The sequence below is a fragment of the Planctomycetota bacterium genome (assembly GCA_018242585.1).
Lineage (GTDB): Bacteria > Planctomycetota > Planctomycetia > Pirellulales > PNKZ01 > JAFEBQ01.
In genome coordinates this window covers 184233-208808 of record JAFEBQ010000027.1, presented here as the reverse complement: position 1 = coordinate 208808, position 24576 = coordinate 184233, and the positions used below count along the sequence as shown (strand labels likewise).

Below are 24576 nucleotides of genomic sequence, written 5' to 3'. Positions count from 1 at the left end.
GATTTGGCGCCGCGGGCGACGATGGCCCCAATTCGCTCGCGGGAAACGAAGCGGCGGATGGAACTTGCCAGTTGGGACACTACCTCAGCGCCCCTTGAGGGCAAGACGCCAATTACCGCGTCGACCCGCGCGGTCAAGTCAGGCGGGCAAAGCCAGTATGACGCACGCGCCCCTCGAGGCGTGATTGCACATCATTGCGTCGTAATGCTTCGGCGAGTTCCGCGAACACGCCGTCGAGGGCCGTCAAATAGGCGTCAACGTGCCGCGCCTCGTGAGCCAAGCTGGGATAGAACCCACCGCCGGTGAGGAAGCCGTGGTCGAGCATCCGCACCGTTACCAAAGTACCGAGTGCCGCGGCATTTTCATGGTCAAAACCAAGCGAGAGAATCGCCGGATGACCTGTGACTTTCACTGGCACACCGTGCTCGCGGCCCAGTTTCAGCCACCCCGCGCGCATCTGCTGGCCCAGCTTGCGCAGGTGTTCTGGAGCATTCATGCGTTCGAGTTTGCGAACCGTCGCCAACGCGGCCGCTGGCCCCACGCCCTCGGTCCAATAGGTGCTCGAGATGAATGACGTTTGCGCCGCTTGCATCATCGGACGACGTCCGATGATCGCACCGATCGGATGTCCGTTGCCAAGCGCCTTGGCAAACACGGCGATGTCAGGTTCGACACCATAGTGCAGGTGCGCACCCCCCAGCGCCATCCTCCAGCCGACGGTGATTTCGTCGAAGACCAACACGGCGCCGCATTCTTGACACAAACGGCGAACCGCATCCAAGAATCCTGGCTGGGGATCGACCGAGCGTGTTGGCTCCATGACCACGGCGGCAAGTTGCGAGCCGTGATCGTGAACATGGCGTTCCAATTCCTCGAGCCGATTGTAAGTGAACGGGAGCATCGTCCCGGCCAAACCCGATGGCACCCCGGCCGGAGACAGCCCCGGTAGCAGGTGTCCTTGCAGCCGATCGCTGGCGCCCGCCGCCATCTGCTCGCCAGCGGGCAGATTCGCCGCCAAGTACCAGTCGGCCCAACCGTGATAGCCGCAGAAGGCCACGCGGTCGCGGCCGGTATAGGCGCGAGCAATTCGCACGGCCACGGCCATCGATTCGCCGCCGCTGCGGCAGAAGCGGGCTTGCTCGGCCCAGGGATGCAGCGCGATCAATCGTTCGGCCAGTTCAACTTCTTCCACGCAATTCAGCGTGGCCATTGAACCCAACTCGACGCGCCGCACGACCGCGTCGGTGACATCGGGATCGGCATAACCCAACAAACAGGAGCCAATCCCCGAGGTGGTCATGTCAATGTACCGACGCCCATCGAGATCGATGACTTCGCAGCCGCGAGCCTCGCGAAAGTAGGCCGGCCAACGGCCGGGGGCGTACATCTCGGGACGCTTCGAAAGCAATTGCGTTCCGCCGGGAATCAATTGCTTGGCGCGCTCGTAGGCCGCGGCGGTCTTTGCGCCGTTGGACGGGTCGCCAATGCCGAACATCGAGCGCGCGTTCGAGCAAAAGATGCGTTCCACGTCATCGTCGCGTAGTCGCAAGGTATGGCAGGCTTGCTGGAGGGCCAGTAGCGATTCCAGGCCAACCAACTCGGGCCGCGCGAATCGCGACTTTGACCAGTCGAAGTTGTCGCCGTACAGCCACAAGAACCCATCGCCGACGCTCACACAGCGCCCCGAAAGCTCGCTCACCGAGAAGTCAGTGCCAAACAGCAATCGTCCCGTGCCAAACTCGCGCACAATAGCTTCCAGTGGGGCGGCTTCACACACCGCCGAGGTGTCGAAATAGACGTTGTCGAGCCCTCGCAACGAGGCGATCCCCTGGACCGTGTGGTAGCCGCAAAAGCCCCGCGCCGCGTGAGCGAGAATCAATCGCGCATGAGGATAGCGCAGGCAATGCTCGCGAATGTATGTCTGGTTGCGCACGTCGGCCAAGGCGCGAGCCAGCACCATGTGCAGCGTAATCGACAGCGAATATCGCTCCGCCAGTTCCCAGGCCCACTCGGGCAAGAACGTCTCGGTCGGCGCCTCCAGCGTGTCGGGCTGGCCCGAGTAGACATGATAGACCTTGAAGCCAACAAAACCGTCAGCCTGCAGCGTAGCTTCGACCGTGGCAGGATCGTCGAGCGGATGAATCATCATCTGGGCCCGCGACCCGGGCAGCTTTCGGACTTCGTCGGCCACGTAACGATTGGCGGCCGGCATGTCGAGGGTGGGTTTGGGAATCGTGAAGATTAGCCCCCCTGTCGGCCGGCGGTCCCCCATCCATCGTTCGACCGCCGTGCAATATGCCGCCCAACTGGCGTTGCCATGAGCGTCGAGCACCCCGCGCGGCAAGCCGTCGATCGCGTCCTCTTGCCGATACAGATGCAGATGTGCGTCGAAACTATTCGGCGGCACGAAGGACCGCAGAAACTGATCGAAAAAATCCAGCGGCTCTTGCGACGTGCTCACCGAGCGATCTCCTTTTCAACCCATGAATACAGGACATTGCGCCGCGTGCGCGCCTTTCCCCTTAAACTGAGCCCAAGGCTGCTCCACGCGCGGCGATGCTGCCGCATTGTAGCCGGTAAGCGGTCGTCAAATCATCCCTGGCTAGGGACAATGTTTGAATGAACCGAGTTCGTTGCTTTCGACCGGGGCTAGCGAGTGCTACACTCGTGGCTTGCCCAGTTCGACTCGCATGGAGCCCTTCTGAAATGGAGCCTGTCAGCGCATGCCTGGCCGCATCACCGCCATTGTCGTGACGGGCGCCGGCGGCGCTCATCTGGACGCGTACTTCGCTGCTCTAGCCGAGATCGACGCAGTGGATCGTGTGGCGGTCGCTGATGCCAGCGGCGAGTCGCAGGCGGTCGCCGAGCGTGCGTTGGGCAAGAAGCTTGTTCGGTTTGATCGCGACCTGACCAAAGCGCTGGCGGCCGAGAAGCCCTCGTTCGCGATCGTTTCGGTCGAGGCGGTCCTGGCTCCGCCGTTGATTCGCGAGGTGTTGCAGGCCGGCTGCCACGTGCTGGCGGAAAAGCCCTCGTGCGTGCGCGTCGCCAACTTTGCCGAGCTTGTCACTTTGGCCGACGGCAAACATCGGCACCTAATGCTGGCCCTGGCCAATCGCATGCGGCCTCGCGTTGCGCATGCTCGCATGCTGATTCAAACGGGGGCGATTGGCGCGCTCTACGGCGCCGAGTTGCACATCATCGCCGATCAAACACGCCTGCATAGTCCCGCGTATCACCAGTCCTGGTTCGCCGACAAGTCGCGCGCTGGAGGCGGGCATCTGGCGTGGCTCGGCATCCACTGGCTCGACCTGGTGATGTTTCTGACCGGCGCCAAGATCACCGAAACGGCGGCGTTCATCGGCAACGTCGGCCAGCAACCGATCTCGGTCGAAGATTCGGCGGCGGCTATCCTGAGATTCGATTGCGGCTTTTTCGGCACCATTACCAGCGGCTACTATCTGGACCGTGGCTACCATTCGTACATCAAAATCTGGGGCTCGCACGGCTGGCTGCAAATGGAACCGCACGGCGACGTACAATTGCAGTGGTACAGTACCAAGGACACGCCGCCGCAGATCAAGCAATTCGAGGGGCCGCCCGAGATGCCAAGCTACACGCCTTTTGTCCGCGCCTGCGTGGCCAGCGCCGTCGACCCGATGATTCCGCCGCCGATCACGGGCGCCGAAGGCCTGGCGGCGCTGAAAGCCGTCTTCTCGTGCTATGCCTCGGCTGAGTCACGCCGGGTCGAACCCACGGCATAGTAAGCCGCGTTCACTCGGTGGGAGCGGGCCGACTCATCACGCGCCGCCACGAGAAGTCAGCGCCAGGATGCTCGTCGGCTCCCAGCAGCCAACTGAACAGCCAACCGGTCGCTAGTCCGAACAGCACGGGCACGGTGATGGCGATCATCACCGAGGGGGTTTTGGGGTGCCCCGCGGCATCGACGCCCAGTAGCGCGATCCAACGGTTGGCCAGTTCTGGTAAGCCCAGCTTGTTAAGCAGCACGGGCACTTCGCCCCACCAGGACCACAGCGAAGAGAACGCCTGGGTCAGAACGACGACAATCACGATCACGCGCCCCGTGGCCCGGCGAAAAAACATACCAATCATGAACATCGACGCCAGCGGGCCGAGGAACATGTTGAACATGCGCGGCAACATGTCGAAAATCGTTTTACCCGAGTGAATGGCAAAGTTCGCCGCGAACATCGCCAGCACCGTCGTCACGGCGCCAGTAGCCAAGGTGACAAACCGCGCCGATCGCAAGTCACTGGCGCGCGTATCGGCGTTTGACCGCTGGCCGTCGTTCCGCCCGCTCACGTTGGTCGTGATCACGGCGGCGATGCTATTCACGCCCGAGCCGAGGGTTTGCATCGCGTCGCACAAGAAACTCACCAGAATCAAGCCGCCAAAGCCCGCGGGCAATTGATAAGCGTAAAAGAATGGCATCAATTGATCGGCGCCACTCTCGGGCGTAAGGCCCGCCGGTAGCCGCGCCGCATGCTCAAGATAGTAATATCGCAAGGCCAAGCCCGACGTCGACAACAACAGGCCGATCACGGCCGCCGAGACGATATTGACGATAAAACTGTTGCGCGCGGCCGACAAGTTCGTCGTGCTGAAATAGCGCTGCAACGCCACCTGGTCCGAGCAATGCGTGCAAACATTCCAAGTAAAGATGGCCAGCAGCGCCCACAGGACGGTCGTCCGTTCGGTGATATCGGCGCCGAACCAGCGGAGTTGAGGCGCATGTTCTTGGTGGGTTGAAATCGTGGTCCACCACGTCTCCACGCCCGTCCGCTCGTCCCACATCACATAGCCGATGATGACGATGACCCCGCCGAAGAGCATCAGGGCCTGGAGCACATCGGTCCAGATCACCGCGCGAATGCCGCCGACGCAGGCGTAGATCGACGCGACCAGCCCAATCACGGCGATCACCGGGTAAATGGGATGCGACGCGCCAAAGAGTTGTGCGAAGGCGCCGAGCGGTTCGGACGCCATCGTTACCATTGCCATCGACGCCGTGTAGACCACCATCGACATCCATCCCAGCCTGAGGCCCAGAAACAGCAGCCCCCCCAACCAGCGGGCTCGATGGTCGAAACGGCGTTCGAGGTACTCATAGGCGCTGGTCATGCGCAAACGCATGAAGAAGGGAATCCAAAAGCAAATCACCACGAACGCCACCGCCGGATAAGCCAGATAGCCAATCAGATACGCCGGGCCGTACTTAATCATCTCGCCAGGCGCGCCCAGGTAGGTGTTGGTCGAAAGCAGCGTCGCCATGATCGACAAACCCACGGCGAACCAGGGCATGCTGCGACCCCCCAGGAAGAAATCCTCGGTGTCGTCCTGTTTGCGACTCGACCAATAGACGATGAACGCCGTGATCGCCAGGTAGCCCACGACCGCGACGTAGTCAAGTGTTTGCAAACCAACGGCTGCGTCATGCTCGTTCATGGTCAACAGATACCAAGCAAAGGGGCGACGGGCGGCGCGACTTGTTGCATTGATCGCGCCATGAATCAGGCGTGGATTGGCCGATACGCAGGATACTTGGTGGCGCCCTACATTGCCACCAGGGCTATTTTCTCCCGTGCGGTGGGAGATGTCCGCGTGTTATAACACGGCGGCAATCGAGCGTTGACGACTGGCGCCACCCTCGAGTGGCCCTCCTTGGTCCAGGCGCGGCTAGCTGGCCGTGAACGATCATGAATCTGGCCGGAAAGTTTGCCTTGGTTACCGGCGCGGGGCGCGGCATCGGTCAGGGTTGCGCCTGGGAATTGGCGCGTGCCGGCGCCAACGTGATCATCAACGATCGCCCTGGTAGCTCCGACCTGGCGGCCACGGCCGATGAAATTCGCCGACTTGGCCGGTCGTGCGTGGAGATCGATGCTGACGTCTTCTCGCGCGCCGGCTGTGAAGAACTGGTATCCCGGGCCGTGGCGGCAACCGGGCGGATCGACATTCTGGTCAGCAACCCCGCTTTTAGTAAGCGCGGCACGTTTTTGGAGTACGACCCCGCCCTGTTCGAGCGCGTGATCCTGGGCACCCTGACTGCGGGGTTTCACATGGCGCAACTTGTCGCCCGTCAAATGGTCTCGCAAGGCGCTGGGGGCAAAATGGTATTTATTTCGAGCGTCCATGCCGAACGCCCCTACGCGCGAAGCGTGGCCTACAACGCGGCCAAGGCTGGCTTGAATCACCTGGCCGCGACGATCGCCGTCGAGTTGTTGCCGCACCGCGTCAATGTCAACGTCATCGAACCCGGCTGGATCGACACGCCGGGCGAAAAAAGCACCTTCGGCGCGGAAGCCATTCGCCAGGCGGCCCCCACGCTACCGTGGGGGCGCCTGGGCACTCCCCAGGACATTGGCCAGGCCGTGACGTTTCTCTCGTCCGATCAGGCAGACTACATCACCGGCAGCGTCCTGCGCGTCGATGGTGGTTGGGTCATCAAAGACGCGATGGACAATAGCTGAGCGTCTTTCCGGCCCCCACCGCGTGATCAGCGGAGCAAATATTTGACTGGCGATTCGCGACATGTCATTCTGCACGGGGCAGGGTCGATCCGACAATTTTGCCTGCCATGAAGGGCAGCTCTGATGAGGCGACTTATGCCACGCTTATGCGCCTTGAAAATCGCCAACGTAAGTTGGCTGTTATGCTGGGGGTTGCTGGTTGCTCAAGCCACGGCGGAGGACTGGCCGCAGTTTCGCGGGTGCAATTGCAGCGGCATTTCCAACTCGAAGCTGCCATTGCCGACGACTTTTTCCGCCACCGAACATCTGAAATGGTCGGCGCCGCTGGGCGACGGCATTGGCTGCCCGGCGATTGCCTCTGGCCGGGTGTTTATCACCTCGATGATCGATTCTGGGCATGTGGCGTTATCGGCTTTTGATGCCCAGACGGGGGCCAAGTTGTGGGAGCGCTCGTGGCCGACGGGCGAGCTGCCTGAGATTCACCATACGAACAGCCACGCCTCGACGACCCCCGCGACCGACGGCGAGCGAGTTTTCTTTTACTTCACGACGCTGGGACTGCGCTGTGTCGACGCGGTGACCGGCGCCGACCGGTGGCAGGCCGAGTTGCCGATCCCCTACTACGTGTTCAAATGGGGGCCTGGCATGTCACCAATCGTGCATCAGGATTTGGTGATCTTTTGCCAGGATGACGACCTGTCTCCCGCCCTGTACGCCTTTGACAAGCTGACCGGCAAGTTGCGTTGGCGAGACGATCGCAGCGATATGTGCGCTGGCTACTCACACCCGGTCATCAACCAGGCGGGGCATGGCGACGAGTTAATCGTTGCCGGCACCGGCATGCTGATTGGCTACGATTTGGAGACTGGCAAGCGGGCATGGTTTGCGCGGACGTTGCTGCGCAACATCAAAACGACGCCGGTCAGTCGTGACGGCATTATTTATATCTCGCTGCAAAGCGGAGGCATCGCCAAGCAATGGATCGCGTCGATCGATCAGGCCGAGACCGGCAACCGTGACGGCAAGATCACCAAGGAAGAGCTACAGGCATTCGTTGGCAAAATGCCCGTGCCAGCGGCCTTCTATCGTCGGACATTTGATCGCGGTGACCTGAACGGCGACGGCGCGCTCGAAGGCGAGGAACTCGACAAAGCGTTTCTCCCACCGGGAAACTATGCGGGAGCCAGCTTCGAGTCGGCCAATCCGGCCAGCGAATACGTGCTGGCCGTGCGCGGCGGAGGCGCGGGAAACGTGACTGACACCCATGTGCTGTGGAAGCACGCGACGAAGCACACGGATCACATCGTTTCGCCCATGGTGGCCAGCGGACGCATGCTGTTGGTGAAGTGTGGCGGCATCGCGACCTGCTTTGAGACATCGCAAGGGAATCAGTTGTGGGGGCCGAAGCGAATTGACAACGCGAGCGATTACTTTGCCTCGCCGATTCATGGCGATGGCAAAATCTATGTTGCCGGCGAAAACGGCGTGGTCGTCGTGCTCAAGGATTCGCCCGAACTCGAGATCCTGGCCAAGAATCAACTCGGCGCCGCCATCGTCGCCACGCCGGCCATTGCCGACGGTCGGCTTTTTTTTCGCACGCGTGAATCATTGCTCTGCTTTGGCGAGTGATCGCGCCGGCCGCTATCGCACCCAGGTCGACGCGAGCGAGGTTCTTTCCAGGCTGCGCCGCAGTTCAGCTTGAGCGGGCGGCGTAAGCGGCGCTCGCGGCGCCGCGCAATCGGGATGGTCAATTAACCCTTGCCAGTAGAGAATTTGCTTCGAGGCGGCTAGTCCTTGGTGTCGCAGTAGCGCTTCGATGATCTCGTTGACCTGTTTCTGCACTTGCGTGGCCTCGCGCAGTTGCCCCGCGGCCACATACCGGGCCACCTGCAGAATCAGTTCCGGCATGAAATTATAAGTGGTGCCAATTCCACCGTGGGCACCCATGCCGAGCCCCATGGCCAACAATTCGTCAGGGCCGTTGTACATGATTTGGTCGGAACTGAATCGCGACAGCAGCCGTTGCATCAGGTATAAATTGGTGTCGGTACTCTTGAAACCGACGATGTTCGGCAGCGACAAAAGCGACGCCAACTGGTCGACCGAGAACGTCTGGCCCGTCAGCCCTGGAATGTAATAGGCCACCACGGGCAACGGACTAGCTTCCCCCAGGCGGCGGTAATAGTCATGCACCTCGGGCCAACTGAAGCCGCCCACGAACGGCGGAATGCTGCTCACGGCCGTGGCCCCGACTTTTGCCGCGTGCGCGGCCAACTGCAACGCCGCCGAGGTTTGGATCGCGCCGACGTGGACCACAACTTGCCCACGGTTGGCGGACATGCTGACGGCCAATTCAACCAACCGGCGGCGGATTTCAAAGTCGAGGTAAATCCCTTCGCCGGTGCTCCCGGTGACGTACAAACCACCCACGCCACGCGTGTAAAGATGGTCGATCAGCCGTTCCGCGCTGGCCACGTCCAAATCGCCGTTGGGCGTCAGCGGGGTCACCAACGCCGGCAAAATGCGATTCGGCGTCGCCAGCAGCGGGTTTTTCAGCACGAGCGGTTCCTTGGAAAAATGATGGGAGCGATGCTTGTCGCGAGCAAAGCGCGGCGCGAATCAAACACCCCGCCACGGCGCGCGGCTGCCCGCTCCCATCGGCGTGGGAGCGGGCGATGCGTTGGCTGTGGTGGCCTTGATGGCACGCGAGTTCGACGCGCCGCGAGCTTACTTCGCTTTTGCCAGTTCCGCTTCGATGGCGCTCACCACTTCGGATGACTCGGGATTAAGCTTCGGCGCAAAGCGGGCGGCTACCTGACCGTCGCGACCAATCAGGAATTTCTCGAAGTTCCACGAGACTGGGCCGGCGAACTTCGGATTGGTGTTTGCACCGGTGAGGTGTTGATACAACGGGGCGATTCCCTCGCCCTTAACCACGATCTTGCTGAACATGGGGAATTCGACCGCATACTTGGTCTTGCAGAACTCGGCAATCTCGGCGTCGGTGCCAGGCTCTTGCTTGCCGAACTCGTTGGCGGGGAAGCCAAGAATCACCAGGCCCTGACCTTGATACTTGCGATACAGACTTTCCAGGTTGGTGTATTGCTTGGTGTTGCCGCAACGGCTGGCGGTGTTGACAATCAACACGACCTTCCCTTTGTATTGCGATAAGTCGGCCGGTTTGCCGTCGATCGTGGTCACCTGATAGTCCAGCGGCGTCTGGGGCGAATCGGCAAAACCGACGTTGGCGGCCAGGGCCAGCGCGCCGGCCGCGACTAGTAGAACAAGTTTCTTCATCACGGATCCTTTGCTCTCTGAGGTGGGAAATGGGGCGGGAGTGAGACCGTCGAAACGATCCACCATGAAAAGCCTACTCGCCGCTGGCGTGCATTGCAAAGAGCGCGCACAGATTGCCGCCCAGCGGGGATAGATCGCTAGCTCGCGGTGGGATATGCTTGCAATGACTTGCCCACCGGAGACATTCACTTGCCCCAGCGGCGCCAATGGCCGACATGCGCCGCCTTCTCCTACAGCCTTGCCTGGGTGATCGCTCACACCTACTCAACTCGCGAAGTAGTATCCATGACTTGTGCGCGCGGCCGATGGCCGAGACTGTTCAGGTGCTCGTTCCCGCTGGTCGCGAGCTTGCTCGCGACTTCGTTGACGGTTTCCGCGGCCGATCCAGCGCCAGTCGACTTTTCCGTGAAGTTGGAAACCGTCATCAAGCATAACGGCGGTGACTTTCTCTGGTTTCACCCTCGTGCCGCCGCCATTCCCGCCCCCGAGGGCGTTGAGCCGTCGATCGTCATGACAATTCAAAAGCACCTCAAGATATCGGACTATTACTCCGGCTTGCACGTGCTAACTCGCGAGTCCCCGACTGGCAGTTGGGCCGGGCCGATTCTTCCCCAGGAACTGGATTGGCGTCAACAACCGGACGGCGTCACCATTAGCGTCGCGGACGTCACGCCCGGCTGGCACGCCCTCACCGGCAAACTGCTCGCCATCGGCTGCCAGGTGCGCTACAACGCCAAAGGGAAGCAGTTGGAAGACATCCCCCGCGCGCACCAAACGGTCTACGCGGTGTTTGACCCGCGGACGCGCCACTGGTCGCCTTGGCAAATGCTGGAGTTGCCCCCAGACGAACAATTCAATTTCGCGCGCAATGCCTGCTCGCAATGGCTGGTGCGGCCCGATGGCCGCCTGTTGGTGCCGCTGTACATTGGCCGCAACGCACGCGAACCGTTCAGCACGACGGTGGCCGAATGCCGCTTCGATGGCGCGCGGTTGACCTATGCGCGGCACGGGAGCGTGTTGCGGTCAAGCGTCGCGCGCGGACTTTACGAGCCCTCGCTGGTCGAATTTGGCGGCCGCTATTTCCTGACGCTGCGCAACGATGTCCGGGGATATGTGAGCGTCGGCGACGCAAGCCTGCAATTCGCCGAGCCGCAACCCTGGCTCTTCGACGACGGCGCGGAACTGGGCAGCTACAACACACAGCAACATTGGCTGGCGCACAGCGATGGCCTGTTTCTCGTTTATACCCGCCGCGGCGCGAACAATGATCATATTGTCCGGCATCGCGCGCCCTTGTTCATGGCGCAAGTCAATCTCGACAGCTTACGCGTATTGCGGCGTACCGAGAGAATCGTCGTGCCGGAGCGCGGAGCGGAACTCGGCAACTTTGGCGCCTGCCCGATCAATGCGGCGGAATCGTGGGTCACGGTGTCGGAAGGGATGTTTATGAAAGATTCCCAGCAACGCGGAGCCGAAGGGGCGACGTTCGTGGCCCGCGTGCTGTGGGCCAAGCCGAACCGACGATCCGATGTCTTGCCGCGGAGCAATCAGCCGTGAGCGAACCGGTAGTCTATCTGAATGGCGAGTTCGTGCCTGCCTCGTTGGCCAAGCTGAACATCTACGACCTGGGCCTGGTACTTGGCGCGACGTTGACGGAGATGACGCGAACATTTCGCCACGTTCCGTACCGCGTGGAAGATCACGTGGCGCGATTGTATCGCTCGTTGAAATACGCCGGCATTGCCGTCCCCATGACCCAGGCCGAGATGGTCGCCAAGACGCGCGAGTTGGCCGAGGTCAATGGCCGGCTACTGAATGCCGCGGACGACCTGGGCATCGTGCATTTTGTTACTCCTGGCGAGAACCTGATGTACGCGGGCAGCGCCGGCGCGTCGGGGGCGTTGCGGCCGACGATCTGCATTCATTCGTTCCCACTCCGCTTCAGCATGTGGCGGCACTTGTTCACCGACGGCGCGCACGTGGTCACCCCGTCGATTCGCCATGTCCCTCCCCAGTGCGTCGAACCAAAGATGAAGAACCGTAGCCGCCTGCACTGGTTTCTTGCCGACCGGCAAACCCAGGCGGTCGATCCGCGCGCGATCACCTTGCTGCTTGATCTCGACGGCAACGTCACCGAATGCGCCGGCGCCAACTTTGTCATTGTCAAGGACGAGACGATCGTCACTCCCACGACGCGGAACATTTTGTGGGGCGTCAGCTTGCAGACGGTCAAAGAGCTGGCCGCGTCGGTTGGCCTGGGGTTCCTCGAGAAGGATTTCCAGCCCTACGACGTGGTCAACGCCGACGAGGCCTGGCTGACGACGACACCTTATTGCCTGGCCCCCTGCACCAAGGTCAACAACATTCCGATCGGCGGCGGCGCGCCGGGCCCTCGCTTCCAGCGGATGCTCAACGCCTGGAGCGAGCGTGCCGGCATGGACATCGCCGCTCAGATCGCCAATTCGCGAATCTAGCCCGGCATTTGCCACGGCGACGGTCACGCTGCTTTACCTTGGCTCGTGGAACGCTTGACTTCGCGCCACGGGATGCCAAGCTACGTGTGCTTCCCGCCCCCCTCCCGCCACGCCACGGAAATAACCCACCATGCGATTGTGCCGTTTCACCCATCAAGGCCAGACCTCGGTTGGCATCTACGATGAGCAGCAGGTGGTCTCGCTGTCGAGCGCGGCTCGCGCCTATGCCGACGCGACTCACGAGAATATCGCGCTGCCAGCGAGCGACAACCTGCTCGACTATCTGCCCGCCGGGACGTCATTCGCCGCGGCGAAGAAAGTCGCCGGCTGGGTCGAACAGAACCGCGTCGCGCTAGCGGGCAAGCTGGCCATCGCCACGTCCGCGGTCAAGCTGCATGTCCCCATTCCCCGGCCGAACAAGTTGTTTCTGCTGGCTGGCAACTACGCCGATCACATCAAGGAAGGGGGTGGCATTGCGGCCGCCCGGGCCGAGACGTTTCCCTATGTCTTCATGAAACCGCCGACGACCACGTTGACCGATCCCGGCGCGCCGGTCGTCATTCCCAAGATTTCGCCGGCGGCGATCGATTGGGAGTTGGAACTGGCCGTCGTGATTGGCAAGCGCTGCAAAGCAGTTCCCGAGTCCGAGGCACTCGGCGTTGTGGCTGGCTACACCGTGATCAATGACATCTCCAATCGGAAGTTTCGACCGAACCCGGGGCGCAAGAAACGCGACAAAGACGAGTTCTTCGACTGGTTGCACGGCAAATGGCACGACAGCTTTTGTCCCTGCGGGCCGTGCATCACGTCGGCCGACGTGATTGCCGATCCTCAGCAGTTGGCGATGCAACTCAAGTTGAACGGCGAACTGCGCCAGAACTCGACTACCGGCGCCATGATCTTCCCGGTCGCCGCGATCATCGAGTTCATTTCAAACATGGTCACGCTAGAACCAGGAGACATCATCTCGACCGGCACACCGGCCGGCGTCGGCGCATCGAGCGGAACCTTTGTGAAACCTGGCGATCGGCTCGAGGCCTCGATCGAGCGCATTGGCCTGCTCAGCTCGCCCATCGTGGCGGAATGAGGCTGCCGGACCAGCGCCGACTAGTTTGAGTTGACATTGCTTTCACTTCTTCTTGCTGACAAACGAGGTTCACCATGCAGACAGCTTACCTGTGGGCGATTGGTGCGGCGGCCGCGCTGCTGGTCGCGATACCCGATGCGATGACACCCGACCCCGCCGGGCTGCGGCCGATTGCGGCGGTCGATTCAGTGTTTGTCGAGGAGCTTACCTGGATGGAGGTCCGCGACCAGCTCGCCCAAGGCACCGACACGGTCATCGTTGCCACGGGGGGAGTTGAACAAAACGGTCCCTATCTGGTGACCGGCAAGCACAACTACATCTTACGCGGCACGACCGAAGCCATTGCGCGCAAGCTAGGAAAAGCACTGGTCGCCCCCATTGTTCCGTTCGTGCCCGAGGGGGATATCAATCCGCCGTCGATGCACATGAAGTATCCCGGCTCGATCAGCGTGACGGAAGACACCTTTGAAAGATTGCTGATTGACATTTGCGGCAGCTTCAAGACGCACGGCTTTAAGCGGATTGTTTTGCTCGGGGACAGCGGTGGCAACCAGGCCGGCATGAAAGCGGTAGCCGATCGTCTTAATTCCCAATGGAGTGGAACTCCCCGCGTCGTTTTCGTGCCCGAGTATTACGACTACGCCGGTCTGACCAAGTGGATCGAAGCAGAGGGGGTCCACCAGCAGCCCGAGGGCTTTCACGACGATTTCGTGATTTCGGCGCAGATGATCGCCGTCGACCCACGAACCGCGCGGATGGACGAGCGCGTGAAGGCTGGCAAGTTTCGCATCAATGGCGTCGAGTTAGCGCCAGTCGAGAAGACGATTCAGTGGGGGCGTCGCATCATCGACCATCGCGCGGCCGAGACCGTGAAAGCGATCCGGGCCAAGTCGTAGTTGACGACCGCAACTGCGAAATGCAGGTCATGGAACCTATCACGCTTCAACAGCGAACGATCGTCGGCCACGCGGCGGGCCCTCGTCTACTGATCACCGGCGGCGTGCATGGCGACGAGTTCGAGCCCCTGGCGACGGTGCGCCGGCTGATGCACGAGTTCGCGCCCGAGCAACTTCGTGGGCAGGTCACGCTGGTTCCTGTGGTGAATGAGCCCGCCTTCGAGCGCGGCCAGCGAACGGCCGACGACGACAAGGATCTGGCCCGCACTTGTCCAGGTCGCGACGACGGCACGATCACCGAGAGGATTGCCGCGGCGCTGGCGCGGCTGATTCGTGACGCCGACTATTACATCGATTTGCACACCGGCGGCACGGTGTTCCAGATATTAGCGCTGGCTGGTTACACGCTGCACGCTGATCGCGTGGTGCTCGAACGCCAGCGACTGATGGCTCGCGCGTTTAACTTGCCGATCGTATGGGGAACCTCGGCCCGGCTTGAAGGTCGCTCGTTGTCGGTAGCCCGCGATGCAAATGTGTCCGCGATTTATGTCGAGAATGGAGGCGGTGGCACCTGCGACCCGCGACGCGTCGAGCAGAATGTGCAAGGCTGCTTGAACGTCGCCCGGGCGCTCGGCATGCTGGACGGCGCCACGGCCGCCAGCCAGGTCCGCTATGTTGTTGAAGACGATCGCGACCAGAGCGGCCACTTGCAAGTGCAATGCAACGCGCCTTGCGCGGGATACTTTGAACCAGCGGTCACGTTGGGCCAAACCGTCGAGCGCGGCCAGACGATTGGTCACATTGTCGATCCGCTCGGCAACCGGCTGGCGGCCATCACCGCGTATCAGGCAGGGACCGTGCTCTTATTGCACTCGTTCCCGAGCGTTCGCGTCGGCGATCCCTTGGTGGTGATCCTGCCGGTCACGGCTCCCGGGGAAGCGTCGTTCCCGCGGTAGCGAGGGTCTCGAAGAGTATCGTTACGTAGCCTGCTCGATCGGCCAGCATGTGCCGCTGGTAAAGCTGCTCGCGACGAACAGCTTGCTTGCGGCGACCGCACGTTAACGGTCAGTTAGGTAAAGGGAATAGAGACGCGCCTGGCTGTTCTCGGGGAAACTGACTTTGATAGCCAGTTGCTTCCCCGCCGGAAGTGACGCCGTTTTGGTCTTGGCCCAAATGACTTCTTGCTGGGTGCCGCTGTTGGTCAACATTGCCGCGTCAGGTCCGGACCAACCTGTCATCGGTTGGTCGCGTTCGTCGACAAGTTCGACTTTCAGGGGCGCCTCGGGCGAAAGGCCATCCACATTCATCAGCAAGCGGCTCGTCGCCCCTGACATCAACGTGGCCGTGACGCAATGGGCGTCGCTGTTCGCTTCCTTTCGCGATAGGTAACCGAAACCGTCACGGCGCAATGTGGCGAGGCCGATATCCATCGATTTCAATTTGCCGCCAGTGTCCCAATGTGAATACCAGATCATGGTCTGGTCGCCGACGTTAACGAAGGCGTGCCCCTGCAGCAGAGCTACGTCGTCCCATTCCCCCGGCTGGCCGCGGGGGATCACTTTGAAGTCGGGCACCGGTTCACGGAAATGGATGCCGTCGTTACTGACGATCAGCCCCAGATCGACATGAACACCTAGTAAATGCGATGCCCCTTTCGGTGGCGGAGTTGGGGCATCCTGCCACATGCCATACAAGCCGACAAGGACATTGCCCCGGCTCCATAAGCCCGCCCCCATGTGAGTCTGCTGGCCGGTGATCGCTGGCCGAGTGAGCTGCCCCGGCCGCGCAAACGAGAAGGCCTTGGCTGGGGACCAAGTCACGAAATCAGGGGAGCGATACGCCAACATGACGCGGCTGGAATTGCTGCCATCGAGCAGCCACGTCCAAGGCGAGATCAATTGCCCGGTTGTGTAGTAGAAGTTGCCAAAGCGATACAAGCTGCTGACCTCAAAACGCTCGCCTCCCGCGTTCGCCGGCCGATGGCCCACGACTTTCCACGTCAAGCCATCTGCGCTCGTTGCACAGATGGTCGCGCAGACCCGTTTCTCTTTAATACCGATCTTGCTCATGCCGCCGGTGATCTCATCGTAAGGGACATGGGCGATGAAAGCGGCTTTGTAGCGCTGCGCCGGATCGGGATCGCTTGGGTCGTGTAGCACCGACAGAAAATCGTTCACCCGCGTCAGTGAAAAGGGCTCGCCTTCGATCAGACAGATATTGTTCCGCTTCGAGCCGTTGAATTCGACCAATCCCAGCTCGGGCTTGGTCCAGCGGACGCCGTCCATGCTTTCGGCATAGCACATGGGACGCCACATCCCGGGCGCCTGGCCACGTTCGATCTTCTCCTCGAACATGCCCAAGTACCACATGCGAAACTTCTCGCCTTCCTTGATCACGGTACCGTAGAGGACCGCGTGTCCATGATCGGGCGCTCCTTCCGGCCCGCGTCGTAAGACAGGATTCTCGGCGTGCTTGGTCGCCTGCACCAACGTGAGCTTCAGATTGTGTGACCAGGGAATGCCGTGGTCATCGAAGGCAAAGAGCGTTTTTTCCTCGGCGCGCGCGGCGGCTGTCCCGAGAGAGATCAAAGCGACGATCAAGAGCAATGTATTCTTCATCGTATGACCAAGGTGGGAGAATCGAATTGTCACGTGGCTTCTAGAGAAAGAAAGCTACGGCGTGAACTGCAGCGAGTAGAGATCGGCATCCCGCATCAGAAACCGGAGTCGCACCGTTTGGCCGGCCAGCGCACTCAGGTCGTGCCCCCCTTTCCACCCGACGGCCTGTTCAATCCGATTGCCGAGCAACGCGACACAGTCATCGGCCGTGTAGCCTGGCAACGGAACCCCTTGTGCGTCTTGAATCTCGACTCGAATGCTCCCCGCGGCCGACGTGGCGTAATTCAACTTCAAATTCCGCCCCGCGAAGCGCAGCGGCTTGGTAATAAACTCGCCCGCCTCATAGGGGGCATTTATCGAAGCAAAGCCATCGAGCCGCAGCGAGTACCGCCGCAAGTGAGCGCTCGGCTGCGCGTAATCCTGGTTCGTGTAGAGCGACATTTCGTTCGGACCAGTCTGCACGACATTCAACGCCGGATACCCGGTTCGCGACACCCATTCATTCGGGCGCAGGCCCGGTCGAATCAAGGCTTCGCGGAATGTTTGTTGATAGGTGTGGCCGTCGCGCGAGGTCAACAGTACGGCGTCAGACACGTCCAGGAAATAGCCCGGGCTGACGTTGATCTGTTTGGCTTCCTCCTCGGTGATGGCCTGCCGGCCTTGCATGAACCGGGCCGCGGTGGCGAGATAGATGTGCGGCGCCCGGAAATAGGGATGCGTTTGACTGATATAAATATGAACTTCCTGCGGCGGCTCCCAACGCATCCGCTCGGGTTGGCTCCAATGAATGAAATCGCTCGAAGTGGCGCGCGACACCGAGCGTAGGCCAGCGACCTTCCATTCCGTGGCCGTGGTAACGCCCGAAGTGAAGATGCGGAAAAAGCAGACGTAACATTGCTCGGTCGGCGACCAGAACGCCACGTTCTGCGAATCGAACGCGCCGCGCGTGATGACGGCGGTATTGTGGAACGGCCGCCAATGTATGCCATCCGCCGATGCCAAGGCCATCAATCCGCCACTGGGATTCTTGCTGTCATGCACGCCACCGAGCGCCTTGAAACGCTCGTTGGTCGGCACGTCGGGCCTGGTGTCGAGGAAAGGGCTGAAATTGTGCGTCACTCCGGCCTCGTCGAGGATGACGTTATTATCCTTCGAGCCAGCTACTTCACACAGCCCCAGCTTCGGCTTGGCCCAGTGCTGGCCGTCCTTGCTTTCGGCATAACAGGTGACTTCTCCGGTGCCGTCGCGCCCCGCCGCCTTGCCGCGGTAGTAAAGCCTAAATGTGTCGCCGTCGCGGATCACGGTGCAGTAGCCACAGAACTGGCCTTCCCACGGTGCGTCATAGCGCAATACCTCGCCCTCATCGCGAGGCTCGTGCAGCTTGAGCCGCACGTTGTCGAGTTTCTCGATCAAGTATCGGTCGACGAACAATTCGCGCCGCGAGCCCAAGTCCAACGGGGCGTCCGCGGTTGGCACAGCCTGGACGATGCGCGCGACGCCGGTAACGGCCAGGGCCGATAGGGCGCCGGCGGTTCGCAGGAAATGCCGGCGCGAGGCTGAGTTGGCGAGGTGAGTTATCATGGTGTGGCGGTATTCTCCGGGGGGCTTCGGATTAGGCGGGCGGGTTCGCGGTAGCAGCCGCAGCGTAGGTGGCTTGGAGCCCGGGGTCGGTTCGCGTATGTGCGCCGCGATAGACGAGCAGCAGTCCCAAACGCGATTGGCCGCTCCGATTTGGCGCCGATTGGTGGATCGTCTGGCAATGATGAATCAGGGCGTCACCGGGCGCGAGCAGTCCGCAAAGCTGGTCAGCAAGCGGCGTCGCCGGAGGCTCGGCCAGGCCGATCGAGTTCCCTTTCACGCCCGAGGGTTTTGTCGGCAGCACGCCCGACGTGTGCGAGCCGCGCACATAGTAGACCGGGCCATTGTCAGGCGTGGCGGGGTCGAGCGCAATCCAGATCGTCAGCATGTCGGGGGGCGTCTGGCAAAAGTAGGCGTTGTCCTGATGGGGAGGCACACCGGACCCGACGCGTGCCGGTTTGTTGAATGTCTCGACGGCGCACAACCGTGGCTCGCCGCGAACGAGTCGCCCGGCCAGCGCCACGATGTCTGGGCGAGCCACCATCGGCACGATCGCCGGCAGATGTTGCTCTAAACGCCACAGGTTCCGCACGGTCTTGCCGTCGTCTTCGATCGTGCGCGCGTCGGCCGGTTTGGACGCCAGCACGTCGCGGACATAACCATCCAACTCTCCGCGTAGCGCGGCGGTTTGTTCGGCGGTGAACAGTTCGCGAATCACGACCACGCCGTCGCGCTCATAATCGTGTTGAAGTCGGGCAACATCAATGTTCATGGCTGGGCAGGCTTGGGACGCGTTGCCGTGGCTCCCTCGAGATAATGTCCTGATCGGGTCGTCGTATCGTCAAAGGTGAAGCCCAATGGGGCGAATTGCCGCTGGATAGCTTGCAGCCCACGTCGCACCAGCACGATGTCGGCCATGTGAAAGTGCAGTCGCGCGCCAAGTTCCATCAACTGTTGGGCATGCTCCACTGAAAATGCCGGCGTCCCCCAATGCTTGCCCTGATTGCGGGCGGCGTCCGCAACCTTCTGCACGGCGCTTTGAATCCGGGGGTGATCAAACGCGCCGGGAAAACCGCCCAGCACGGAAAAATCGGCTGGCCCGAACATCAGCACGTCGACGCCCGGCACCGCGGCAATCTCTTCCGCGCGGTCAACGGACGCTTGTTCCTCTAACTGAATCACGCAGAAAGTCTCGCGGTTGGCGGCGGCTACATAGTCGGCCATGGGCATCGAGCAGTAGCCAGAGTCGGCGCCGGCGCCGTCGAATCCGCGCGATCCGTGCGGCGCAAACTTCATCCAGCGCACCACCTCGCGGGCCTCGGCCGCATCGTCACAGCGCGGATACATGATCCCCTGCGCGCCAGCTTCCAACAGCCGGCCCATCCGCATGAATTCTCCCTTGGCCGGCCGAGCAAGAATGTCGGAAACCCCAACTCGCGCTGCCCGCATCAATCCAGCGGCGGTTTCCTGGCCCGTCGCGTGATGTTCCAGGTCCATCCAAATCGCGTCAAAGCCGAGCAGGCTGGTCATCTCATAGACCGCCGGATCGGTAAAATGCAGGCAGGTCACCAGCGCCGGTTCGTCACGATTTAGCTTGGCCTTCACTCGACTTGCTCTCATGACTACTCCTTAGGTGGATCAGTTAAATCGCGGTGATCAAAGCAGGCGGGCCGACGGTTGTCGGGTTCAGGCAATCCGTACCGGTTCTTGAGTGGCCTGAGGGCCCTCGGGCAGATAACGACGCACCTGGGCGCGAATCATCGCGCGGGCTCGCTCGACGTCGCGGTCGCGAATAGCCGCGGCCAGTTCCGCGTGCTCCCACACAATTCGTTCGGCATTCGAGGCATCCAAGGGTGTGCTCGTGGTCACCGTGCGAAAGAAATCGACCAGTACACGCTGCATACCGGCGACCAGGGATGACCCGGTCATCTCCAACAACAGCGAGTGAAAGGCGATGTCGAGTTCTTTCTGCTTCTTCGCCGCCGCCCGGCCATTGACCGCTTGCTGGAACTTCTGGCCAATGCTCACCAGCCGTGCGATCTGTTCATCGCTGGCGTTCTTGACTGCCAGCTCGATGGCGCCGACTTCCAGGACATAGCGCAGCCGGGCGAGTTCGGCCAAATCCTGGTCCGACCTGATCAATGACGGCAGACTGGCGGAGAACAATAGCACCGGATCGGGGCGGCGCACGATCAGTCCTTTGCGCTTCCGCCCCTCGAGCAACCCGATTGCCCGCAATCGCCCGACGGCTTCACGCGCGACGGTTCTCGACACTTGGAACTTCTCGGCCACCTCGGCCTCGGTCATGAACAACTCACCGTCGGGCAGACGAGCCTTTTCAATATGTTGCCGCAGGCGCTCGGCGAGTTGCTGTGACAGGTTCTTTCGCGATTCGTCGGCCATCAATTAAAACCTATTTTATGAGACGCCATGCCGACCGCTGCTGCTCCTGGGCGATCTCGCACTATTCCGCGGCTGGAAGAACGGTAGTAAACTGCCTGGCATAGTTTGCGACCTGCCGCTCTTGCGGCACTCGCATTATATAATACCATTTATTGTCGCCTGTCAAGGAAATCCGCTGCTGCCGGCCAGTGGCAATGCGGGGGCACGCTTAGAATCACCACCGTGGCGACCGCGAGCGGTCGAACCAGAAAGCCAGACGATGAACCATCGACATCGCGTCCTGATCATCGGCGTGGGCTCGATTGGCGAACGCCATTTACGCTGCTTTCAGGCGACCGGCCGAGCCGATGTCTCGTTCGTCGAGACGAACGACTCGCTACGCGCCACGATTGCCGAGCGTTATCGAGTGCCCGGTTTCGCCGAGTTGGCCATGGCCACGCCAGGTTGCGACGTGGCCGTGGTCGCCACCCCCGCTCCGTCCCACCTGGAAATCGCCACCATTCTCGCCGATGCGGGCAGCCACGTGTTGATCGAGAAGCCCCTCGGCACCAGCACGCTGGGGAGCGACCGGCTGGCGTGCGTGGCACGCGAGCGTAACGTAGTCGTTGGCGTGGCGTATGTTTACCGGTGCATCCCAACCCTGAGCGCTATGCGCGAGGCCATTCAAAGCGGCCGTTTCGGCAAACCGGTCGAGATCGTCGCCACCTGCGGCCAGCACTTCCCTAGCTATCGACCAGCATATCGCAATACCTATTACGTTGACCACGCTTTGGGCGGCGGCGCTATTCAGGATGCGCTCACGCACGTCCTCAATGCCGGCGAATGGCTGGTTGGGCCGATCGATCGGCTCGTCGCCGACGCGGCCCATTGCGTGCTCGAAGGGGTGGCCGTGGAAGATACGGCCCATCTGCTGACGCGCCATGGCGACGTGCTGGGGAGCTACAGCCTGAATCAATTTCAACCGCCGAACGAAGTGGTGATTACCGTCAATTGCCAACGCGGCACCGTGCGCTGGGAGTCGCACACCCAGCGCTGGCGCTATATGACGGTTCCCGACGGGCCGTGGACCGACATGCCTGGCGAGCCGCTGTCGCGCGACGCAATTTTCGTCGAGCAAGCCCAGCAGTTTCTCAACGCGGTCGACCATCGCACACCCCCACCATGTACACTGGCCGAAGGTTTGCAGACGTTGCGAGTCAATCTGGCCGCCCTCGCCAGCGTCAAAGTGGGCAAGTGGCAGACCATTGGGCGCGATGCCTGATCGCGGTGCGCACTCTCTAACGGCTTGATTACTTGATCACTGACGTTGTCAACACGGTCCCCATAATGACCAACTCCACGAATGCGACCGAACCCAGCGTTAAACAACTGTTCGACCTGACTGGGCAGGTGGCGCTGGTTACCGGCGGCTGCGGCCATTTGGGGTCGGCGATGTGCCGCGGACTGGCTGAAGCCGGGGCCTCGGTAATCGTGACCAGCCGTGACGCCCAGCGCGCCCAAGCGGCCGCCGCGACCTTGCCAACGGTTGGCAAGGCACAGCACGCTGGCATCGCGCTCGACCACATGCGCCTCGATTCGCTCGAGGCCAGCTTTCAAGTAGCGCTCGGCCGCGCTGGCAAAGTCGACATCCTGGTCAACAACGGCCACGAGGCCCTGGCCGCCGATTGGACAACCGTGACGCCCGAAGAGTTCTCGCGGCACCTCGGCAACGCCACTGGGTATTTCGAACTGGCGAAACTAGCGCGCGACTCAGCCGTTGAGCGCGGGGCGCCGGCGAGCATCGTTTTGCTCGGTTCGATGTATGGCGTCGTCGGCTCCTATCCCGAGGCCTATGCCGGAGTCTGCGCGGCAAGCCCGGCTGCGTACCACGCGCTCAAGGGAGCGATTGTCCAATTAACGCGACACCTGGCGGTCTATTGGGCGAAGGACAACGTCCGTGTGAACTGTCTGAGCCCAGGTCCGTTCCCGAGTGAAAAGGCGCCGGCCGAAATGGTCGAACGGCTGCAACAGAAGTCGCCGCTGGGGCGCATGGGGCATCCGCACGAACTCAAAGGGGCCGTAGTCTTCCTGGCCAGCACGGCCAGCAGCTACATGACGGGCCAAAATCTGATCATCGACGGTGGCTGGACCGCCTGGTGAGGTTTTGGCTTGCGCGCTTAGGTACGTTTCGAGTTGCCATCGCGCTTGCTTTGCCAGCCACGCGCCTCGGCCACCACGTACAAGGTGCCGCTTGAAGCGGGCACGACCGGGGGGGCAGGTCGTGGTCGTGGCGACCGGTGCGACGGGGTGGCTCGGGCCTGACTTGCCGCCACGGATCAGCATCGACCGTCCGCTGCTGGCGACTCGTTGATTAGCCGATCAACTCGGGAATTGGCCGACCGTGGTCGACGATCGGCGTGGGGCGGCCGTTGAAGTCCTGAATGAAGGTCGTCGCTGAGTCAATGCCCAGGTGGTGATAGATCGTGGCCAAGAAATCGTGCGGGCCACAGCGGCGCTCGACTACGTCTTCGCCGCGTTTATCGGTCGCGCCAATCACCCGGCCCGTTTCGATGCCGCCGCCGGCCCAGATGTTTGAGTACGCCCGCGGCCAATGGTCGCGGCCCGGCTGCATCGTGCCGGCCGGCGCGCTGGCGTTGCCGACGCCGGTGCTGGCGGCGTAGCTGATCTTGGGCGTGCGGCCAAACTCGCCCGTCACCACGACGAGCACTCGCTTGTCGAGTCCGCGTTCGTAAATGTCCTCGATCAGCGCGGTCACGGCCTGGTCATAGACTTCGGCGCGGAATCGCATGGCGTCAAAGACGTGATGATTCACCGCGTGATCGTCCCAGTTGTTGACTCGGCCGCACAACGGGCCGCTCAGGCTGGTCGTCAGCACGTCAACGCCCGCTTCGATCAAGCGTCGCGCCAGCAGCAGTTGTTGCCCCCACTGGTTCCGGCCGTACCGATCGCGAACGCGGTCCTCTTCGCGGGTTAGATCGAACGCTTCTTTCGTCTTGGGATTGGTCAGCAGGGTCAGCGCTTGCGTCTCGAACTCGTCAAGCGCGGCCAGTTCGCCTTGTTGGTCGAAGGCGCGTTCCAGCGTGTCGAGCTTGCGGCGCAGCGCCGTGCGTCGATCGAGCCGCATCACTTCGCCCGCGTCGGCCAACCCGATGTTCGGCACCGAGAACGTGGGGGAACTGGGGTCTCCTCGGACGATGAATGGCGAGTAGGCGTCTCCTAAGTATGCCGGGCCGTTGTATTCCAGCGGCGGATTGACCCCCACGTAGGCCGGCAGCGGATTGTTGCGCGGGCCTTGCTGGGATCGCAAGTAGTTCGTCACCGCCATCCAGTCGGGCAAGCGCGGCTTGGGCTTGTCGCGAGTGTCCGAGTCGCCCGACAACATCTGCATCGAGCCGGCCGGGTGGCCGCCGGCCCCCTGCTGCATCGACCGCAGCACCGTAAAGCGATCGGCAAGCGCCGCGTGCCGCGGCAGCAACTCGGTGAATTGCAGGCCCGGCACCTTGGTCGAGATGGTGGCAAAGGGCCCGCGATAATCGCTGTTGGCGTTCGGCTTGGGATCGTACGAGTCGATGTGCGAACAGCCGCCCGGCTTCCAAACCATGATGACGGCTTTCTTCTCGCGCGGCGTCTGGCCCATGTCGGCCGCATAGAGCGAGTTCTCGGCGCGCAGCCGCAACAGCCCCGGCAGCGTCAGGCAGCCGAACCCGGCCAGCCCCATTTCGAGGAACGACCGCCGAC

The 24576-nt window shown here is 61.8% G+C and carries 20 protein-coding genes; 10 read left to right on the top strand and 10 right to left on the bottom strand.

Translation table 11 applies throughout. From position 1 onward, the window contains the following. Positions 1–133 precede the first annotated feature (133 nt). Complete coding sequence (locus JSS27_14360; protein ID MBS0210128.1) at positions 134–2461, bottom strand: aminotransferase class III-fold pyridoxal phosphate-dependent enzyme; 2328 nt, start codon at positions 2459–2461, stop codon at positions 134–136. 262 nt (positions 2462–2723) lie between these two features. On the opposite strand from JSS27_14360, the gene JSS27_14355 reads away from it, so the two are divergent. Then, positions 2724–3761, top strand: coding sequence for a Gfo/Idh/MocA family oxidoreductase (locus JSS27_14355; protein ID MBS0210127.1), 1038 nt, complete (start codon positions 2724–2726; stop codon positions 3759–3761). Positions 3762–3771: 10 nt separating this feature from the next. Here the strand turns inward: JSS27_14355 and JSS27_14350 are convergent, their stop codons facing one another. Then, positions 3772–5463: a hypothetical protein gene (locus JSS27_14350; protein ID MBS0210126.1), complete on the bottom strand. Its 1692-nt coding sequence runs from the start codon at positions 5461–5463 to the stop codon at positions 3772–3774. A gap of 251 nt (positions 5464–5714) precedes the next feature. Here JSS27_14350 and JSS27_14345 point away from each other — a divergent pair, with 251 nt between their 5' ends. Both JSS27_14345 and JSS27_14340 read left to right on the top strand, forming a co-directional pair. Next, on the top strand, positions 5715–6485 hold the full coding sequence (locus JSS27_14345) for an SDR family oxidoreductase (GenBank protein ID MBS0210125.1): 771 nt from the start codon (positions 5715–5717) through the stop codon (positions 6483–6485). 135 nt (positions 6486–6620) lie between these two features. Continuing rightward, complete coding sequence (locus JSS27_14340) at positions 6621–8114, top strand: PQQ-binding-like beta-propeller repeat protein (protein ID MBS0210124.1); 1494 nt, start codon at positions 6621–6623, stop codon at positions 8112–8114. Between the two features lie 12 nt (positions 8115–8126). Here JSS27_14340 and JSS27_14335 read toward each other — a convergent pair whose 3' ends face one another. Together JSS27_14335 and JSS27_14330 are read right to left on the bottom strand one after the other, a co-directional pair. Next, a complete protein-coding gene (locus JSS27_14335) occupies positions 8127–9044 on the bottom strand; it encodes a dihydrodipicolinate synthase family protein (protein MBS0210123.1) in 918 nt (305 codons plus the stop codon). 168 nt (positions 9045–9212) lie between these two features. Beyond that, on the bottom strand, positions 9213–9782 hold the full coding sequence (locus JSS27_14330) for a glutathione peroxidase (protein MBS0210122.1): 570 nt from the start codon (positions 9780–9782) through the stop codon (positions 9213–9215). A 405-nt stretch (positions 9783–10187) separates the two neighbouring features. Between JSS27_14330 and JSS27_14325 the strand changes: the two genes are divergently transcribed. The 5 genes from JSS27_14325 (at position 10188) to JSS27_14305 (ending at position 15195) form a co-directional block, all read left to right on the top strand. Continuing rightward, on the top strand, positions 10188–11339 hold the full coding sequence (locus JSS27_14325; GenBank protein MBS0210121.1) for an exo-alpha-sialidase: 1152 nt from the start codon (positions 10188–10190) through the stop codon (positions 11337–11339). Further along, positions 11336–12256 (top strand): aminotransferase class IV, encoded by a 921-nt coding sequence (locus JSS27_14320; GenBank protein ID MBS0210120.1) that lies wholly within the window; start codon positions 11336–11338, stop codon positions 12254–12256. Before JSS27_14325 ends, JSS27_14320 begins: the two co-directional genes overlap by 4 nt. A gap of 130 nt (positions 12257–12386) precedes the next feature. Beyond that, positions 12387–13343, top strand: a complete 957-nt coding sequence (locus JSS27_14315; GenBank protein ID MBS0210119.1) for a fumarylacetoacetate hydrolase family protein — start codon at positions 12387–12389, stop codon at positions 13341–13343. Positions 13344–13417: 74 nt separating this feature from the next. Then, entirely contained in the window at positions 13418–14239 is an 822-nt protein-coding gene (locus tag JSS27_14310; protein MBS0210118.1) for a creatininase family protein, read from the top strand. A 29-nt stretch (positions 14240–14268) separates the two neighbouring features. Continuing rightward, entirely contained in the window at positions 14269–15195 is a 927-nt protein-coding gene (locus JSS27_14305; protein ID MBS0210117.1) for a succinylglutamate desuccinylase/aspartoacylase family protein, read from the top strand. 102 nt (positions 15196–15297) lie between these two features. Here the strand turns inward: JSS27_14305 and JSS27_14300 are convergent, their stop codons facing one another. The 5 genes from JSS27_14300 to JSS27_14280 all read right to left on the bottom strand — a co-directional run bounded on the left by JSS27_14300 (position 15298) and on the right by JSS27_14280 (position 20838). Continuing rightward, positions 15298–16857 (bottom strand): hypothetical protein, encoded by a 1560-nt coding sequence (locus tag JSS27_14300; GenBank protein MBS0210116.1) that lies wholly within the window; start codon positions 16855–16857, stop codon positions 15298–15300. 54 nt (positions 16858–16911) lie between these two features. Then, complete coding sequence (locus tag JSS27_14295) at positions 16912–18345, bottom strand: hypothetical protein (GenBank protein ID MBS0210115.1); 1434 nt, start codon at positions 18343–18345, stop codon at positions 16912–16914. 124 nt (positions 18346–18469) lie between these two features. Next, positions 18470–19207, bottom strand: coding sequence for a phytanoyl-CoA dioxygenase family protein (locus JSS27_14290; GenBank protein MBS0210114.1), 738 nt, complete (start codon positions 19205–19207; stop codon positions 18470–18472). Then, on the bottom strand, positions 19204–20055 hold the full coding sequence (locus JSS27_14285) for an aldolase (protein ID MBS0210113.1): 852 nt from the start codon (positions 20053–20055) through the stop codon (positions 19204–19206). Before JSS27_14285 ends, JSS27_14290 begins: the two co-directional genes overlap by 4 nt. A 66-nt stretch (positions 20056–20121) precedes the next feature. Beyond that, positions 20122–20838, bottom strand: a complete 717-nt coding sequence (locus tag JSS27_14280) for a FadR family transcriptional regulator (GenBank protein MBS0210112.1) — start codon at positions 20836–20838, stop codon at positions 20122–20124. A 259-nt stretch (positions 20839–21097) separates the two neighbouring features. Here JSS27_14280 and JSS27_14275 point away from each other — a divergent pair, with 259 nt between their 5' ends. Both JSS27_14275 and JSS27_14270 read left to right on the top strand, forming a co-directional pair. Beyond that, the gene (locus JSS27_14275) at positions 21098–22099 is read left to right on the top strand and encodes a Gfo/Idh/MocA family oxidoreductase (protein ID MBS0210111.1); all 1002 of its coding nucleotides are present in this window, start codon (positions 21098–21100) and stop codon (positions 22097–22099) included. A 65-nt stretch (positions 22100–22164) separates the two neighbouring features. Then, positions 22165–22977 carry an SDR family oxidoreductase gene (locus tag JSS27_14270; protein ID MBS0210110.1) on the top strand — a complete coding sequence of 271 codons (813 nt, stop codon included), beginning with the start codon at positions 22165–22167 and terminating at the stop codon, positions 22975–22977. A 211-nt stretch (positions 22978–23188) separates the two neighbouring features. On the opposite strand, the gene JSS27_14265 is transcribed toward JSS27_14270, so the two are convergent. After that, positions 23189–24556 (bottom strand): DUF1501 domain-containing protein, encoded by a 1368-nt coding sequence (locus JSS27_14265; protein MBS0210109.1) that lies wholly within the window; start codon positions 24554–24556, stop codon positions 23189–23191. Between the last annotated feature and the right edge of the window lie 20 nt (positions 24557–24576).